This window comes from Sphingomonas sp. (genome assembly GCF_013816785.1).
Taxonomy (GTDB): Bacteria; Pseudomonadota; Alphaproteobacteria; order Sphingomonadales; family Sphingomonadaceae; genus Sphingomicrobium.
Window position 1 is genome coordinate 18,911 of sequence record NZ_JACDDV010000021.1, and the last position, 14,852, is coordinate 33,762.

At 65.0% G+C, this 14,852-nt stretch carries 15 protein-coding genes and 1 pseudogene; 3 read left to right on the forward strand and 13 right to left on the reverse strand.

All coding sequences use genetic code 11. The features are described from left to right. Window positions 1-11: 11 nt before the first annotated feature. From H0W65_RS06160 to H0W65_RS06190, 7 genes are all read right to left on the reverse strand, one after another. Window positions 12-302, reverse strand: coding sequence for an integration host factor subunit alpha (locus tag H0W65_RS06160; RefSeq protein WP_294005297.1), 291 nt, complete (start codon window positions 300-302; stop codon window positions 12-14). Between the two features lie 144 nt (window positions 303-446). Continuing rightward, window positions 447-1,406, reverse strand: coding sequence for a beta-ketoacyl-ACP synthase III (locus H0W65_RS06165; RefSeq protein WP_294005301.1), 960 nt, complete (start codon window positions 1,404-1,406; stop codon window positions 447-449). After that, window positions 1,403-2,449: a phosphate acyltransferase PlsX gene (plsX, locus tag H0W65_RS06170; RefSeq protein WP_294005304.1), complete on the reverse strand. Its 1,047-nt coding sequence runs from the start codon at window positions 2,447-2,449 to the stop codon at window positions 1,403-1,405. Before plsX ends, H0W65_RS06165 begins: the two co-directional genes overlap by 4 nt. Window positions 2,450-2,481: 32 nt before the next feature. Beyond that, window positions 2,482-2,661, reverse strand: coding sequence for a 50S ribosomal protein L32 (gene rpmF / locus H0W65_RS06175; RefSeq protein WP_294005306.1), 180 nt, complete (start codon window positions 2,659-2,661; stop codon window positions 2,482-2,484). A gap of 136 nt (window positions 2,662-2,797) precedes the next feature. Then, a complete protein-coding gene (locus tag H0W65_RS06180; RefSeq protein WP_294005310.1) occupies window positions 2,798-3,466 on the reverse strand; it encodes an MBL fold metallo-hydrolase in 669 nt (222 codons plus the stop codon). After that, the gene (locus H0W65_RS06185) at window positions 3,463-5,379 is read right to left on the reverse strand and encodes a prolyl oligopeptidase family serine peptidase (protein ID WP_294005313.1); all 1,917 of its coding nucleotides are present in this window, start codon (window positions 5,377-5,379) and stop codon (window positions 3,463-3,465) included. Before H0W65_RS06185 ends, H0W65_RS06180 begins: the two co-directional genes overlap by 4 nt. Before the next feature lie 81 nt (window positions 5,380-5,460). Beyond that, a complete protein-coding gene (locus H0W65_RS06190) occupies window positions 5,461-6,708 on the reverse strand; it encodes a dipeptidase (protein ID WP_294005316.1) in 1,248 nt (415 codons plus the stop codon). 68 nt (window positions 6,709-6,776) lie between these two features. Between H0W65_RS06190 and pabB the strand changes: the two genes are divergently transcribed. Further along, window positions 6,777-8,522 carry an aminodeoxychorismate synthase component I gene (pabB, locus tag H0W65_RS06195; protein ID WP_294005319.1) on the forward strand — a complete coding sequence of 582 codons (1,746 nt, stop codon included), beginning with the start codon at window positions 6,777-6,779 and terminating at the stop codon, window positions 8,520-8,522. Here the strand turns inward: pabB and pdeM are convergent. Genes pdeM through H0W65_RS06220 form a run of 5 tightly spaced genes read right to left on the reverse strand, consistent with a single transcriptional unit; the run spans window position 8,519 to window position 12,604 of the window. Beyond that, the gene (gene pdeM / locus H0W65_RS06200; RefSeq protein WP_294005322.1) at window positions 8,519-9,181 is read right to left on the reverse strand and encodes a ligase-associated DNA damage response endonuclease PdeM; all 663 of its coding nucleotides are present in this window, start codon (window positions 9,179-9,181) and stop codon (window positions 8,519-8,521) included. The two genes, pabB and pdeM, sit on opposite strands and share 4 nt — an antisense overlap. A gap of 28 nt (window positions 9,182-9,209) precedes the next feature. Beyond that, window positions 9,210-9,665, reverse strand: coding sequence for a hypothetical protein (locus H0W65_RS06205; RefSeq protein WP_294005325.1), 456 nt, complete (start codon window positions 9,663-9,665; stop codon window positions 9,210-9,212). 6 nt (window positions 9,666-9,671) lie between these two features. Further along, on the reverse strand, window positions 9,672-9,953 hold the full coding sequence (locus H0W65_RS06210; protein ID WP_294005328.1) for a hypothetical protein: 282 nt from the start codon (window positions 9,951-9,953) through the stop codon (window positions 9,672-9,674). Between the two features lie 42 nt (window positions 9,954-9,995). After that, the gene (locus H0W65_RS06215; RefSeq protein ID WP_294005338.1) at window positions 9,996-12,410 is read right to left on the reverse strand and encodes a ligase-associated DNA damage response DEXH box helicase; all 2,415 of its coding nucleotides are present in this window, start codon (window positions 12,408-12,410) and stop codon (window positions 9,996-9,998) included. Further along, the gene (locus H0W65_RS06220; protein ID WP_294005330.1) at window positions 12,407-12,604 is read right to left on the reverse strand and encodes a hypothetical protein; all 198 of its coding nucleotides are present in this window, start codon (window positions 12,602-12,604) and stop codon (window positions 12,407-12,409) included. The genes H0W65_RS06215 and H0W65_RS06220 overlap by 4 nt, the downstream gene beginning before the upstream one ends. Window positions 12,605-12,648: 44 nt before the next feature. Here H0W65_RS06220 and H0W65_RS06225 point away from each other — a divergent pair, with 44 nt between their 5' ends. Together H0W65_RS06225 and H0W65_RS06230 are read left to right on the forward strand one after the other, a co-directional pair. Further along, window positions 12,649-13,647: a ligase-associated DNA damage response exonuclease gene (locus H0W65_RS06225; protein ID WP_294005332.1), complete on the forward strand. Its 999-nt coding sequence runs from the start codon at window positions 12,649-12,651 to the stop codon at window positions 13,645-13,647. Between the two features lie 86 nt (window positions 13,648-13,733). Beyond that, window positions 13,734-14,177 carry a hypothetical protein gene (locus H0W65_RS06230; RefSeq protein WP_294005335.1) on the forward strand — a complete coding sequence of 148 codons (444 nt, stop codon included), beginning with the start codon at window positions 13,734-13,736 and terminating at the stop codon, window positions 14,175-14,177. 25 nt (window positions 14,178-14,202) lie between these two features. Here the strand turns inward: H0W65_RS06230 and H0W65_RS06235 are convergent. Then, window positions 14,203-14,852, reverse strand: a pseudogene (locus H0W65_RS06235) (phosphomannomutase); the annotation flags it as partial.

Sequence of the window (14,852 nt, forward strand, 5' to 3'; positions counted from 1 at the left end):
CACAGCCTGGCTTACTTCGCGATCCGGTCGCGCATGATCTGGCTGGCGCGGAAGGTCATCACGCGCCGCGGGGCGATCGGCACTTCAATCCCGGTCTTGGGGTTGCGACCGACCCGCTCGCCCTTGTCGCGCAGGATGAAGGTGCCGAATCCCGACACTTTGACGTTCTTCCCGTCGCTCAGCGCGTGGCACATATGATGAAGTACTTTCTCGACCACGCCGGCGCTTTCCGCGCGCGACAGGCCAAGCCGATTATGAACGATGTCCGAAAGGTCAGCGCGGGTCAGAGTACCCGAATGCAAACCAGAGTTCGAACGGGCCATCCCCGCATCCGCCATCATATTTCTCCGCCCCCAGAAAACGCGCCTTCGTCCGCGCCGATCATTACCGTATCGCAAAGCCACTACGTCGGCAATTCGACTTTTGCCAGGTTTTTTCCTTACGGTTCAATAGCGAAGCGCGGCAGCACCCCATGTAAATCCGCCGCCCATCGCCTCAAGCACTATCAACTCGCCGCGTTTGATTCGCCCGTCACGCACCGCGACATCCAACGCCAGCGGCACCGACGCGGCCGAAGTATTGGCGTGCCGGTCGACCGTGACAATGACTTTCTCTGGCGGAAGCCCGAGCTTTTTGGCGGTCGCGTCGAGGATCCGGGCATTGGCTTGATGAGGGACTACCCAATCGACGTCGGCCGCCGAGAGTCCGATGTCGTCAAGCACTTCGCCCAGAACCTTGGCGAGGTTGACCACTGCGTGGCGGAATACCTCGGGGCCCTTCATGCGCAATTTTCCGACCGTTCCCGTGGTCGACGGACCACCATCGACATAAAGCAGGCAGCTATGGCGGCCGTCGGCATGGAGGCGAGTCGCCAAAATCCCCGAGTCGCCGTCTTCGGCCTCGAGCACCAATGCGCCGGCACCATCGCCGAACAAAACGCAGGTAGTGCGGTCTTCCCAATCGAGAATGCGGCTGAAGGTTTCCGAGCCGATCACCAGCGCGCGTTTCGCGCTGCCGCAGCGGAGCATCGAATCGGCCACCGACAGTGCGTAGAGGAAGCCGGTGCACACCGCGGCGACGTCGAACGCAATGCAGTCGTCGATGCCTAGCATCGCCTGCACCTTGGTCGCGCTCGCTGGGAAGGTCTGGTCAGGAGTCGCGGTCGCCAGCACGATCAGGCCGATGTCGGCCGGTTGCAGCCCGGCGGCCTCGAGCGCCTTTCGGCAGGCGTCGACGGCGAGCGTCGCAGTCGTCTCACCCTCGCCGGCGATATAGCGGCTGCGGATCCCGGTGCGTGCGACGATCCATTCGTCCGACGTGTCGACCCGGGCGGCGAGTTCGGCGTTATCGACGCGCCGAGCGGGGAGTGCGGAACCGGTCCCCTTGATCACGGAGCGAAGTGTCATTCGGCCGCCTCGTCGGCAAAGGCATGGGCGCGGAAGTCGTCCAGATCTTCGCCGATCCTGCGGGTGATGTCGTTGCGGACCATCGAAGCGGCGACCCCGATCGCATTGGCGACGCCCTTGATGTTGGCGCTGCCGTGACTCTTCACCACGAGACCGTTCAGTCCGAGGAAGACCGCGCCATTGTGATTGTTTGGGTCGAGGTGGACTTTGAGAAGGTTGAGCGCGGGCTTCGATAGCGCGAACCCGGCTTTCGAGCGGAGCGACGAGGTAAATGCGCGGCGCAGCAAGTCGGTGACGAAGCGCGCGGTGCCTTCGGCGGTCTTCAGGGCTATGTTGCCCGAGAAACCGTCGGTGACGACCACATCGACGTCGCCGCGCGACAGGCGATCGCCTTCGGTGAAGCCTTCGAAGCGCAGCGGCAAATAGTCAGCCTCGCGCAGCAGCGCGGCGGCCTCCTTCAGCTCGCCGGTGCCTTTTAGCTCCTCGGTGCCGATATTAAGCAGCTTAACCCGCGGCTTGGCGACGCCAAGGACGGTGCGCGAATAGGCTGAGCCCATGACCGCGAACTGGACCAGATTCTGGGCGTCGCACTCGGTGTTTGCACCCAGGTCGAGCATTACCAGATCATGGGCCATGGTCGGCAGCAGGGCGGCGAGCGCCGGGCGATCGATGCCGGGCATCGTGCGCAGCGCGAGCTTGGCCATCGACATCAGCGCGCCGGTGTTACCGGCCGACAGGGCAGCATGCGCCTGGCCAATCTTCACCGCGTTGATCGCCATGCCCATCGACGTGGTTTTGGCGCGGCGGATTGCTTGGCTAGGCTTTTCGCTCGCCTGAATCGAGTCGGTGGAGTGATGGATGGTGACCGCATCCGCTAGCGGGCGGTGCTTGGCGAGTTCAGGCGCGATCAGCGCTTCGTCGCCAAAGAGGTCGAATGCCAGCCCGCGGTCCTTGCGCCGCGCGCGGGCCATTCCGGCAACGATCACCGCCGGGCCGATATCTCCGCCCATGGCGTCGATCGCAATGCGCGGGCTCACGGTCATTCGTGCGCTGCCCTCGTCTTCCGCGATGTCGCCTAAGCCTCGGTCGAAACGATCTCGCGGCCGTTATAGTGGCCGCAGGCCGAACAGAGGTTGTGCGGCAGCTTAAGCTCGCCGCAGTTGGGGCACTCCTGGAAGCTGGCCGGGGTCAGCGCATGATGGCTGCGGCGCATGTTGCGCTTCGAGGGCGACGTTTTTCTCTTCGGGACGGCCATTTCGGCTCTACCTCAACATAATGCCAAAAAATTGGCGACTTTCCGCGCCCAGCTCATCGGGTTATCCCCGCGGCGGCCGCCGGAAGGTCGCGAACGAGTGCGCCCTATAGCGAAATGACCGCACGACGCAAGCGCTTCACGCCCTCATTAACGCCCTGTCGGCGACGAACGGATTGGTCGCACGCTCGTGCGCGAAAGTCGACATCGGACCGTGGCCGGGGATGAAAGCGGTGTCGCCGCCCATGGGCCACAGCCGCTGAGTGATCGAATCGAGCAGCTGCTGATGATTGCCGCGCGGGAAATCGGTGCGGCCGATCGATCCCTGAAAAAGGACGTCGCCGACCAGCGCGAGCTTCGATTCGGGATGGTGGAAGACGATGTGCCCCGGGGTGTGGCCGGGACAGTGGCGGACGTCGAGGGTCAGCGTGCCAACCGTCACCGTCTCGCCGTCGACCAGCCACCGGTCGGGCTCGAACGGCTGGCCCGGAACGCCGTAGCGGGCGCCGTCCTCGGCCAGTCGGTCGATCCAGAAGCGGTCTTCCTCATGCGGCCCCTCGATCTGCACGCCGAGTTCATCGGCGAGAATCCCCGCCGATCCGCAATGGTCGATATGACCATGGGTGAGGATGATCTTCTCGATCCTCACGCCATGCTGGGCTTGCGCCGCCTTCAATCGGTCAAGGTCGCCGCCCGGATCGCAAAAGGCGCCGCGCATCGTCTCGGTGCACCACAGCAACGTGCAATTCTGCTGCAACGGGGTCACCGGCACGATCGCCGCACGCAAGGGAGGATTGGCGGTGGTCATCGCTTGAGCAGGGTTCGGTCCCAGAACGCCAGCGTGTTCCAGAACAGATAATCCTGATTCTCCTTCTTGGCGAACCCATGGCCTTCATTCTCGCCGACCAGATACCAGGCGGTGCCGCCGCGGGCGCGGATCGCCTTGACGATCTGGTCGGCCTCCGCCTTGGGCACGCGCGGGTCATTGGCGCCCTGAACGATGAACAGCGGCGCCTTGATCTCGGCGATACGGCGCAACGGCGAGATGTCCTGTAGCTTGGCGCGCTGCGCCGGGTCGCGCTCGTCGCCATATTCTACCCGGCGCAGGTCGCGGCGATAGCTTTGCGTGCCCTCAAGGAAGGTGACGAAGTTGGAGATGGCGACGTTGCAAAGGGCGCCCTTGAACCGTGCCGCATAGGCGATCGCCGAGGCGTAGCACATATAGCCGCCGTAGCTTCCGCCGGTCACCGCCATCCGCTGCGGATCGAGCCGAGGGTCGGCCGACATGCGGTCGAGATAGGCGCCGACATCCTTGACCGAATCCTCGCGTTTGAACGGGCCGTTGTCGAGGCTGACGAAGCGCTTGCCATAGCCGGTCGAGCCACGAACGTTGGGGAAGAAGAGTGCGATGCCCTGCTCGTTGAGGAGGTAGTTGTTGCGGCCGAGGAAGACCGGTCGGGTCTGACCCTCGGGGCCGCCGTGGATGTTGACGATCAGCGGACGCTTGCCCGGGAACCTGCGCGGGTCGGGGCGATAGAGGAAACCCGATACCGGCTCTCCGTCGAAGCTTTTGACTTCGACCAGCTCGGGCTCGACATTGAGGTTGGGGTTCAGTCCGCCGGTTTCGCTCTGCGTCCAGCGGGTGACCTTGAGCGTCGCCGGATCGAGCGAATAGGCGTCGGATGGGCTTTTGGCCGAGGTCAGGCTGAAGCCGAGCGGCCCCCATTTGGCGAATTCGAGCCCGACGATCACACCGGCTGGAAGCGAGGTGACGCGACGGATGCGGCCGGTCCTGACGTCCATCAGCGACAGGCGCGCGATGCCCGCCTCGTTGGTGACGAAGGCGATGGTGCGGCCATTCTCGCTGATGTCGAATGTCTCGACGTCCCAGCGGCCTTGCGAGCCGACCGGCGTAAATTTTCCGGTCCGCGTGTCGAGGCGGCTGAGGCGCTGGACGTCGCTGTCCTCATCGGAGGTAACCCACAATGTCCCGTCGGGGGCGAACTGGGCTCCCCCATAGGCAATCGTCTTCGAATGATCGCCGATGGGTGACAGCCGGCCGCTGGCGACGTCGAGCAGGTGGAGGTTGGACTTGGTCACCGAGACATATTCGCCGACGACCGCGCGGGCATTGCCGGGCGCGAAGTCGCCGAAGTTCCAGCCGCCGCCCTTGACCTCGGCGACGCGCCTCTTCGACGCTGGGTTGCGCGGATCGACGATGTAGAGGTCGGTGTCGGTGCCGTTGCGCTCGGTCGAGGTGAAGCCGACGAGCTTGCCGTCATGGCTCCACGCGCCGAGCTCGTTGCGGCTTTTGCCGCCGGCGGTAAGCGGCGCCAGCCGGCCGTTGGCGAGGGCATAGAGCTGGAAGAATTCGTCGCCGCCATTGTCCTTGCTGACGACCAGCGTATCGCCGGTCGGCGACCAGCTGCCGTCCAAAGGCTCGACCTCAAAGCTGATCTGGCGGCGGTCCATCATCGGGCCGGCGACGCGATGAAGCTGGGCGACATTGCCGAACCGGGTCGAAATAAGCATCGAGCGGTCGCTCGCATTCCAGCCGGCGAACCCGGCGCTGCGCGATTCCATATAGGGACGCGAAGCAGCGGCGAGCGCGTCGGGCACGGCGGACACTCCGTCGGCAGTCAGGGCGGCAGGCTTGGCAACCTCGGCGGCGGCGGGAGCCGCGATCCCGGCAAGCAATGCAAACAGGATCGAGCGGCGCATACCAAAACTCCCTGGCGGATGATCGGACCAGCTACGCGGGAGATGGCGATCGACGCAACCCGTGGCGCCGCCGGCGGTCGACTACTGCGGCAGTTTGTCGAGCGCCGGCGGAGCAGAAGCCATGGTCCTCGACGTCGCCTCGGCGCCGCGCAGGGCGCGCAGGACATTGCCGCCAGCGAGTTTGGCGAGATCGGCATCCGACCAGCCGCGGCGGATCAGCTCGGCGAACAGGTTGGGATAATCGGCGACGTTCGACAAGCCGTCCGGGGTGGTGTCGATCCCGTCGAGGTCGGCGCCGATCCCGACATGGTCGTGTCCGGCCACCTTGGCGGCATAATCGACATGGTCGGCGAGCTGCGCGAGAGTTGCGCGGGGTTCGGGATGCGCGGCCTTCCACGACGTCATTCGCGCCTCGCGTTCAGTCGGCAGGCCGAGATAGAGCGCCTTCAGTCGTGCCTCCTCGGCGGCGCGGTTGGCGCCCCACTGGCGCACTTCCTCGCTGACGAATCCCGGCGCGGCGTTGATCATCACCACGCCGCCGTTGGCGGCAAGCCGGCGAAGAACGGCATCGGGCACGTTGCGGGTGTGCGGATCGAGGGCGCGGGCGCTGGAGTGGGAGAAGATCACCGGCGCCGTGCTGGCGTCCAGCGCGTCGTTCATCGTTTCCTCGCTAACGTGGCTCAAATCGACCAGCATGCCGAGCCGGTTCATTTCCTTGACGACCGCCACGCCGAACGGGCTCAAGCCGCCATGCTTGGGATCGTCCGTCGCGCTGTCGGCCCATTCGGTCGTCGCCCAGTGGGTCAGCGTCATGTAGCGCGCGCCGAGACGGTAGAATTGACGAAGCGCGGCCAGGCTGCCGCCGATCTGGTGCCCGCCCTCGATGCCGATCAGCGAGGCGACCCTGCCCTTCTTGTGGATGCGGACGATGTCGTCGGCGGTTCCGGCGCGTTCGAGGTCGCCCGGATAGGCAGCGATCATCCGGTCGACGATGTCGATCTGCTCGATTGTCTGGCGGATCGCCTCGTCGCCATGGACCGCGGCGTCGATATAGACCGACCAGAACTGGCCGCCGACGCGCCCGGCGTGGAGCCGCGCCATGTCGGTCATTAGGCTCTTGGGTTTCCAGTCGGCGGTGCCGTTCTCAAGCCGGTCGACCTTGAGCCCGTAATTCTCTCGCAGTTGTTCGGCGATGTCGTTGTGGCCATCGATCAGCGGGGTGCGCTTGAGGATGCGGTCGATGCGCGCCTTGACCTTCGGATCGATCGGCTGCTGCGCGAGGGCGGGCGAGGCAAGCAGCAAGGCGGCGAGCATGATGGACGAACGCATTTCTATTCCTCCGGACGTGATGACCGGCAGGGTTTACGGGGACGGGCGAAGCGGGGCAATGGCGGGCGATGTGGATTTTATTCGATGATGCACGCGACGGCGGCACGGCGCCGCGGCTGTACCGCGCGCCGGTGCGGACGGTCGTCGCGTGGGAACTGGGTGAGGTCGCGGGGGCGATGGACGAGATTCGCGCGGCGGTCGCCGCGGGGGCACATGCGGCGGGTTATCTCGCCTTTGAAGCTGGCTATGCGTTCGATCCCAAGCTCGCTCCCAACGCGCGGAAAGCCGAGGGTCCGCTGCTCAACTTCGGGCTGTTCGACCGGTATGGGACGCCCGATCTCGACAGTGTGTTGCCGCCGCCCGAAGGAGCCTATGTCGGCCCGATCCACCCGCGCATGTCGCGCCTCGACTACGAGGCCGCGGCGGGCCAAGTGCGCGAGCATTTGTTCGCCGGAGATTATTACCAGGCCAATTTGACATTCGGCTGCGACGTTGCGGTCGCGGGCGACCCGCTGGCGCTTTACGCGCGGCTCAAGCGGTCATCGAAGGCCGGATGGGGCGGTGTACTGGTGGCCGAGGACCGGGCGCTGGTTTCGCTCTCGCCCGAGCAGTTCTTCACCATCCGCGATGGCGTGATCGAAACCAAGCCGATGAAGGGCACCGCGCCGCGCCGCGCCGACCCCGCCGCCGACCGGGCCGAAGCGTCGGCGCTGATGGCGGACGAGAAGCAGTGCGCCGAGAATCTGATGATCGTCGATCTGATGCGCAACGATTTGGCCCGGGTTTCCGAAACCGGCAGCGTCGCGGTGCCCGAACTGTTCGTGGTCGAAACCTATCCGACGCTTCACCAGCTGGTCAGCCGGATCACTGCTCGGCTTCGCTCGGGTGTCGATGCAATCGAGGTGCTGCGAACGATTTTCCCGTGCGGGTCGGTCACTGGCGCGCCCAAGGTGGCGGCGATCGAGGCGCTGCGCCGGCTCGAGCCCGAGCCGCGCGGGGCCTATACCGGATCGATGGGGTGGATCGAGCCGCCCAATGAAAATGGGTCCGGCGACGCGGCGTTCAATGTGATGATCCGGACGCTCGAATGGCCGGCGGGCGCTACCCACGCGCGGCTTGGCCTTGGATCGGGGCTTGTCGTCGACAGCTTGGCAAGCGATGAATGGGCCGAGTGCCTGCTCAAGGGGGATTTCGTGCGGCGCGAGGCCCAACAGTTCGACCTGATCGAGACGATGCGGTTCGACCCCAGCGCCGGGATCGCCGAACTCGACCGGCATCTCGACCGGATGGGTGCGTCGGCGACCGACCTCGATTTTCGCTTCGACCGCCACGCCGCGCGCAACGAGTTGCAGGCGGCTACCTTCGGGCGCAAGGAGCGGGCGATGGTCAGACTGCTGCTGTCGCGGACCGGGGCGATGGCTATCCAGGTCAAGCCGTTCGACGACCCGCCCAAAGCCCCGGTGCGGGTCGCGCTACGCCCGCTGCCGGTCGACTCGGCCGATTTCCGTCTGCGCCACAAAACCAGCGACCGCCGCTTCTACGACCGGGCGCGGCAGGAGGACGGTGCCTATGAAACGATCTTCGTCGATCCCGACGGCCAGGTCACCGAGGGCAGCCGCACCAGTATTTTCGTCGAACGCGGCGACAAATTGCTGACACCTATGCTTAGCCGTGGGCTGATCCCCGGCATCCTCCGCGCCAAGCTGATCGACGAAGGTCGCGCCGAGGAGGCCGAGCTAACCCCCGGCGATCTTAAGGACGGTTTCTTCATTGGGAACATCGTTCGTGGGCTAATATCGGCGCGCTTGGCCTAGGCCGCGATCGGGAATCTTAGGAGTCGGTCGGTGACCGGCACCAGCGCCGACGCACCGGATCCGACCTTTTTCACAATCTCGGGGTGGCCCGCGTCGAGGCCGCCGGTGAACGCACCGTAAGCGGGGAAGATGAGCTTGGTTTCGCTGGCGACGAAGCAGCGACGCGAAACGTGGCGACCCCTCAGGTTGACGCGGAACTTGGGATGATAGTGGCCCGATAATTCGGGGGTCGGGTCGCCCGCGACCGCTTCGTGACGGAGGACTAGCCCGGCAACGCGATCCTCCTCGACCAGCCGACCACCACAATGGTCGATGAAGCCGGCGTCATGGTTGCCGGTGATCCATACCCAATCAATCCGCGACGTGAGCGAGGCGAGCAGGGCGCGGGCGTCGGGGAGCAGGCGGTCGCAGCCGAAACGGTCGTGAAAACTGTCGCCGAGACAATAGAGGCGGCTGACCCCGGTGCGGTCGATGTCGCGGGCGAGCGCGGTGAGCGTGGCGTGCGAATCGTAAGGCGGCAGCATCTGCCCCCATCGCGCGAACCAGCTCGCCTTTTCGAGGTGAAGGTCGGCAACCAGAAGCGCCCGCTCGGCGGGCCAGTAGAGCGCGCCGTCGGGGCTGGCGAGGAAGTCGTAGCCGGCGAACGAAAAGGGAACCATGAGTTGAGCTGTAGACGGGAAAGGCGCTCTATTCCAACTGCTTCATGATGTGATCGCGCAGCGCCCGCGCGTCGTGCAAGGCATTGTGAGGCACGGCGCTGTTGGCGGCGGTCGAAAAGCCGTGGAGCGGGACGAAGCGCAGGGTCAGCGGCGGACTATGGACCATCTGCCCAGGGCCGGTGACCAGCAGCATCGCCAGCTGCGCCAGATCCTCGGGCCAGTCGGCGATGATGTCCGGTGCGCTATCATGCGCCAGCCAATGAACGAGCGCTCCGGCGGCGTCGCGGCGCGACAGCCGCGGGCCGCCGAGCGCTTCGGGCACCATGTCGAGGAAGGGAACGACGTGCCGCTCGACCCACGGGTCGGCTACGCGATCGTGCGCGATGACCGCGTAAAATTCCTCACCACCATCCTCGGGCACCAGCGCCAGGCTGAGGAGCGGCCCGCCGAAGCCATCATATTCGGTGTCGAGGAAATAGCGCACGCCCGCTTATCGGGGCGGCGGCTGCACTGCGCAAGGCTCGCCGCTGGAGCGGGCCCTGGCGCACGCTTTCTCCCGCTCGCGCGCTAGCCGGCCGGCGGCTTCTTCGGCCTTGCGTAGATCGCGCCCCCGCTTCTGGTCGGCCTCGGCCTGGCTGGTGGTCACCGCGTCGACGCCGGCCGAAGCGGCCTTGACTGGCAGGGTGACGACGTCGACCGCGGTGCTGGCGATGGTGCCGACGACGCAGCCCGAGAGGGCAGGGAGGGCGGCAAGGGCGAACAGGATGCGCATCGCTGCTTCATGACCGATGTCGCGTGGCGCGTCGATGAACGATCAGTCGAGCCGCATCGCTTCCGCGGCGAGCGCCTCGGCCTCGACCAACAAACTTTCGTCCGCTTCGCCGCCGGGTGGCATTGCCTCGCGGCCGACGATGACCATCAGCGGCACGGCCATCGGCGTGATGCGGTCGGCCTCGACATGGACCATGGTGGCCGAGGCGCGATCGACCAGGCGGACGAGACGGCCCAGCTCAGTCATCCGTGCGCGCGCATCGCTCCAGGCGGCGCGGAGCAGCAGATGCTCCGGCTCGTAGCGGCGCAGGACATCGTAGATGAGGTCGGTCGAGAAACTGACCTGGCGGCCAGTCTTGCGCTTGCCCGGATGCTGTCGCTCGACCAGCCCGCCGATCACCGCGACCTCGCGAAACGCGGTCTTCAAAAGATAGGATTGCTCGACCCAGTCGACGAACTCCTTTTCGAGGATGTCGGGGGAGAACAGAGCCCTGGGGTCGCGGATCGGTTCGAGCCCGTAGCAGGCGAGGCCATAGTCGTTGGCGACGAAGCCGAGCGGCTTCAGCCCGGCATTCTCCATCCGGCGGGTGATCAGCATGCCGAGCGACTGATGCGCGTTCCAACCTTCGAAGCTGTAAGCGACCATATAATGCCTGCCATGATGGGCGAAGGTTTCGACCAATAATTCGTGCGGTTCGGGAAGCGTCGAGCGTTCGCCCTGGACCTCCAGCCACTCGCGCACATCGTCGGGAAAGCGGATCCAGGCGTTGCGATCACACAGCATATGGCGGACGCGGTTGGCGAGATGCGTCGACATCGACATGCGCTGCCCGCCGTAAGTCACGATCCGCGCCGATTTGGACGAGGCGTGGACGAGGATGTCGCCGTCCTTGATCCGCTCCACCTCCAGGCTGAGCCCGGCGAAGAAGAAATGGTCACCTGGTGTCAATGTCGAGGCGAAGCCCTCCTCGACCGTGCCGAGCTTGCGGCCATTTTTGAACCGCACAGCGAGCAATGGCTGCTCAACGATGATGCCCGCGTTGAGCCGGTGTTGAAGGGCAACGACGGGCCGAGCGATGCGCCATCCTTCCGGGCCGTCGGGCACCAGCCGGCGGTATTTGTCATAGGCGCGCAGCGCATAGCCGCCGGTGGCGATGAAATTGAGAATTTCGGTGAACGTCTCCTCGGAGAGACCCGCGTACGGCGCGGCCGATCGGACCTCGGCAAGCAGGTCGGGTTCCTTGAACGGGGCGGCGCAAGCCACCGCCAATATATGCTGGGCAAGCACGTCGAGCGCGCCCGGGCGGAAGATTTCCGGATCGAGCTCGCCGTCGTCGATGGCGTCGAGCGCCGCGCGGGCTTCGAGATATTCGAACCGGTTCCCTGGAACGATCACGCCCTTGGACGGCTCGTCCAGTCGATGATTAGCGCGGCCGATCCGCTGCAGCAGCCGCGACGAGCCTTTCGGTGCGCCCATTTGCACGACCAGGTCGATGTCGCCCCAGTCGATGCCGAGGTCGAGGCTCGAGGTCGCGACCAGCCCCCGAAGCTTGCCGGCCGCCATCGCCGCTTCGACCTTGCGCCGCGCTTCGAGCGCCAGGCTGCCGTGGTGGATGCCGATCGCGAGCGCCTTGTCGTTGACCGCCCACAGGTCCTGGAAGATCAACTCGGCCAGGCTGCGGGTGTTGCAGAAGACCAATGTCGTCTGGTGCGTTTCGATCAATTCCATCACTTCGCGCGCGGCATGGCGGCCCGAATGGCCGGACCATGGGATCCGATTTTCGGGGATCAGAATCGACAAGTTAGGTTCGGCCCCTGGATCGCCTTCGACCAGCCTCACCAATTCCTGGTCCGCATCGGGCGCAAGCCAGCCGCGATAGGCCTCGGAATCGCTGATCGTCGCGGACAGGCCGACGCGGCGGAGATTGGAGGCGAGCCGCTGCAGCCGGGCTATCGACAGCGACAGCAGGTCGCCGCGCTTCTCCCTGGCGAAGGCGTGGATTTCATCGACGACGATGGTCCGCAGATTTTCGAACAACAGCCCGCTGTCGGGATAGCTCAGAAGCAGGCTAAGCGATTCGGGCGTTGTCAGCAGGATTTGTGGGGGGCGGACGCGTTGCCGCGCCTTGCGGTCGGATGGCGTGTCGCCGGTGCGGGTCTCGACCCGGAGATCAAGCCCCATCTCCTCGATCGGAGTCAGCAGGTTGCGTTGGACATCGACCGCCAGCGCCTTCAGTGGGGAGACGTACAGCGTGTGAAGGCCGGTCGTCGGCCGTTCGATCAGGTCGACCAGCGTTGGCAGGAACCCGGCCAGCGTCTTGCCGGCCCCAGTGGCGGCGACCAGCAGGACATGTTCGCCCGCCCGCGCGGCGTCCAGCATCGCCAGCTGGTGCCGCCGGGGCGACCAGCCGCGTTCGGCGAACCAATTGGATAATATTGGAGGAAGGGGCTGGCTCAGCGTCCTTCTTCATCCTTCAGGGCCGCATCCTCCGCCGCATAATTGGCCTTGGTGGCCCGTTCGGTGACATCCTTGCTAACCCTTGACTTGCGGTTGCGCAGAATGACCCAGACGAACAGGGCCAGCAAGATGATTGGACCAATGACTGTGATGAGCCCCCAAGTGCCAGTTTCCTGCATGTCGATCCTTTCCAATCGCGCCGGGAACCGCCGGGCGTTTCAGGGACTATAACCCTGCAATGGCCCGGCTGGGTTCCTGGATCGAGCCTTTTCCCGAAGGCATCTACGTCAAACCCGCGGATGCGTGGGTCGATCCGTCGCAGCCCAAGGAGCGGGCGCTGGTCACGCATGGCCACGCCGATCATGCGCGGGGCGGCCATGGCGCGGTATGGGCAACGGCGGAAACGCTGGCGATCATGGACGTGCGCTATGGCCAGCAGAACGCGCATGCGGTCGCTTATGGCGAGCGGGTGCGGATCGGCGAGGTCGAGGTGAGCTTTGTGCCCGCCGGCCATGTACTGGGTTCGGCGCAAATCATCCTCGACTATGGCGGCGAGCGGGTGGTCGTGTCCGGCGATTACAAGCGGCGGCCGGACCCGACGTGCGCGCCGTTCGAGGTCACGCCATGCGATATTTTCATCACCGAGGCGACTTTCGGACTGCCGGTGTTCCATCATCCCGACACGGCCAGCGAGATCGACCGGTTGCTCCACCGCCTCCACGCCGAGCCCGACCGCTGCATCCTGGTCGGCGCCTATGCGCTGGGCAAGGCGCAGCGGGTGATCGCCGAGTTGCGCGCGCGGGGACATGACGCGCCGATCTATTATCACGGCGCGATGGAGCGGCTGTGCCGATTGTATGAGGAGCTCGGCGTTCCGCTCGGTGAGTTGCGGCCGGTAGCGGACGCGAAGAAGGAGGAGCTTCAAGGGCGGATCGTCATCTGCCCGCCGTCGGCGCTCAACGACCGCTGGTCGCGGCGGCTGCCCGATCCGGTGACGGCAATGGCCTCAGGCTGGATGCGCATCCGTCAGCGCGCGCGGCAAAAGAACGTCGAGCTGCCGCTGATCATCTCGGATCATGCGGATTGGGACGAACTGACCCAGACGATCAAAGACGTCGCGCCCAAGGAAGTGTGGATCACGCATGGGCGCGAGGATGCGCTGATGCACTGGTGCATGTTGCACCAGGTCAAGGCGCGCGAGCTCAATTTGGTGGGCTATGAAGATGAGGACGATTGAGATTGGGGGCGTCCGCAATGGGTGGAATGCGGACATTGTAAACGGTTCGGCAAGTGCCGTACTGTGTACCTCATAAGGGGAGGGATATGAGGTTCATCGCGGTTTGGGCGCTCGTCCTCACAGTACTATTGCCGGCCGAGGGTACGGCGCAACGAAACGCTCCCGTCGATGCCCCCTTTGTTCTGGAGCACTCCTATTGGATTGAGCCCGGTCAGACGGAACGCTTCCTCACCTTGTTCAACAAGAACAAGCTGCCGCTCCTGAAACGCGAGATTGCGGATGGGCGCATCTTATGGATGCGGATTACGCGGCCAAGACTACGAAGCAATGCGACGAGCCAACCGGATCTTCGCTTGACCATCGCATGGAGGAACTCGGTAGTCGCTTGGGATGATGTTGACCCTTCGCGTTTCGTAGCGGCTCTCTTTCGGAACCAACACGCCTGGCGAGCAGAAGAGGCCGAACGTGAGAGGCTCGTTGTCACCCGCGCTGATGTTCCTGTGCAGGAGCAATCGATCACCACGCCCTAACGTCCGCAATGGTCGAAAGGCGACGCTAGTGCGCCGCCTCGACTGCTTCGATCCCTGAAGCTTTCAGTTGCGCGTTAATCGTTGCCATCAGGCGATCCAGCCCCGCCTGATCCTTCGACTCCGCCCGCGCGACAAGGACATCCTGGGTGTTCGAGGCGCGCAGGAGCCACCATCCATCGGCGGTTTTGACGCGAACGCCGTCGGTTTTGTCGACCTTGGCGCCTTCCTCAGCAAGACGCGCCGCGACTTCTTCGATCACCGCCACCTTGCGGCTTTCGTCGACCTGGAAGCGGAGTTCGGGGGTGGCGACCGACACCAGCATTTCGCTCTTCAGTTCGGTCAGTGTCTTGCCGCTTTCCGACACCGCACGGATCAGGCGGACGGCGGCGTAGAGCGCATCGTCGAAGCCGTACCACTCATGCTTAAAGAAGATGTGGCCGCTCATTTCGCCCGCCAACGGCGACCCGGTTTCCTTCATCTTCGACTTGATCAGGCTGTGGCCGGTCTTCCACATCAGCGGTTTGCCGCCCATCTCCGCAATGCGGTCGAACAGGGTTTGGCTGGCTTTCACATCGGCGATGATCGTCGCTCCCGGCTCGGCCTTGAGCACTGGGCCGGCGAGGATGATCAGCAGCTGGTCGCCCCAGATGACGCGCCCTTGGGCATCGACTGCGC

Bases quoted from the DNA above. Each gene is read 5' to 3' on its own strand.
- H0W65_RS06210 (WP_294005328.1), bottom strand. From the start codon at position 9,953: ATGCGCATCCTGTTCGCCCTTGCCGCCCTCCCTGCCCTCTCGGGCTGC.
- H0W65_RS06190 (WP_294005316.1), bottom strand. From the start codon at position 6,708: ATGCGTTCGTCCATCATGCTCGCCGCCTTGCTGCTTGCCTCGCCCGCC.
- H0W65_RS06185 (WP_294005313.1), bottom strand. From the start codon at position 5,379: ATGCGCCGCTCGATCCTGTTTGCATTGCTTGCCGGGATCGCGGCTCCC.
- pabB (WP_294005319.1), top strand. From the start codon at position 6,777: ATGTGGATTTTATTCGATGATGCACGCGACGGCGGCACGGCGCCGCGG.
- plsX (WP_294005304.1), bottom strand. From the start codon at position 2,449: ATGACCGTGAGCCCGCGCATTGCGATCGACGCCATGGGCGGAGATATC.
- H0W65_RS06180 (WP_294005310.1), bottom strand. From the start codon at position 3,466: ATGACCACCGCCAATCCTCCCTTGCGTGCGGCGATCGTGCCGGTGACC.
- H0W65_RS06230 (WP_294005335.1), top strand. From the start codon at position 13,734: ATGAGGTTCATCGCGGTTTGGGCGCTCGTCCTCACAGTACTATTGCCG.
- H0W65_RS06165 (WP_294005301.1), bottom strand. From the start codon at position 1,406: ATGACACTTCGCTCCGTGATCAAGGGGACCGGTTCCGCACTCCCCGCT.
- H0W65_RS06225 (WP_294005332.1), top strand. From the start codon at position 12,649: ATGGCCCGGCTGGGTTCCTGGATCGAGCCTTTTCCCGAAGGCATCTAC.
- rpmF (WP_294005306.1), bottom strand. From the start codon at position 2,661: ATGGCCGTCCCGAAGAGAAAAACGTCGCCCTCGAAGCGCAACATGCGC.
- pdeM (WP_294005322.1), bottom strand. From the start codon at position 9,181: ATGGTTCCCTTTTCGTTCGCCGGCTACGACTTCCTCGCCAGCCCCGAC.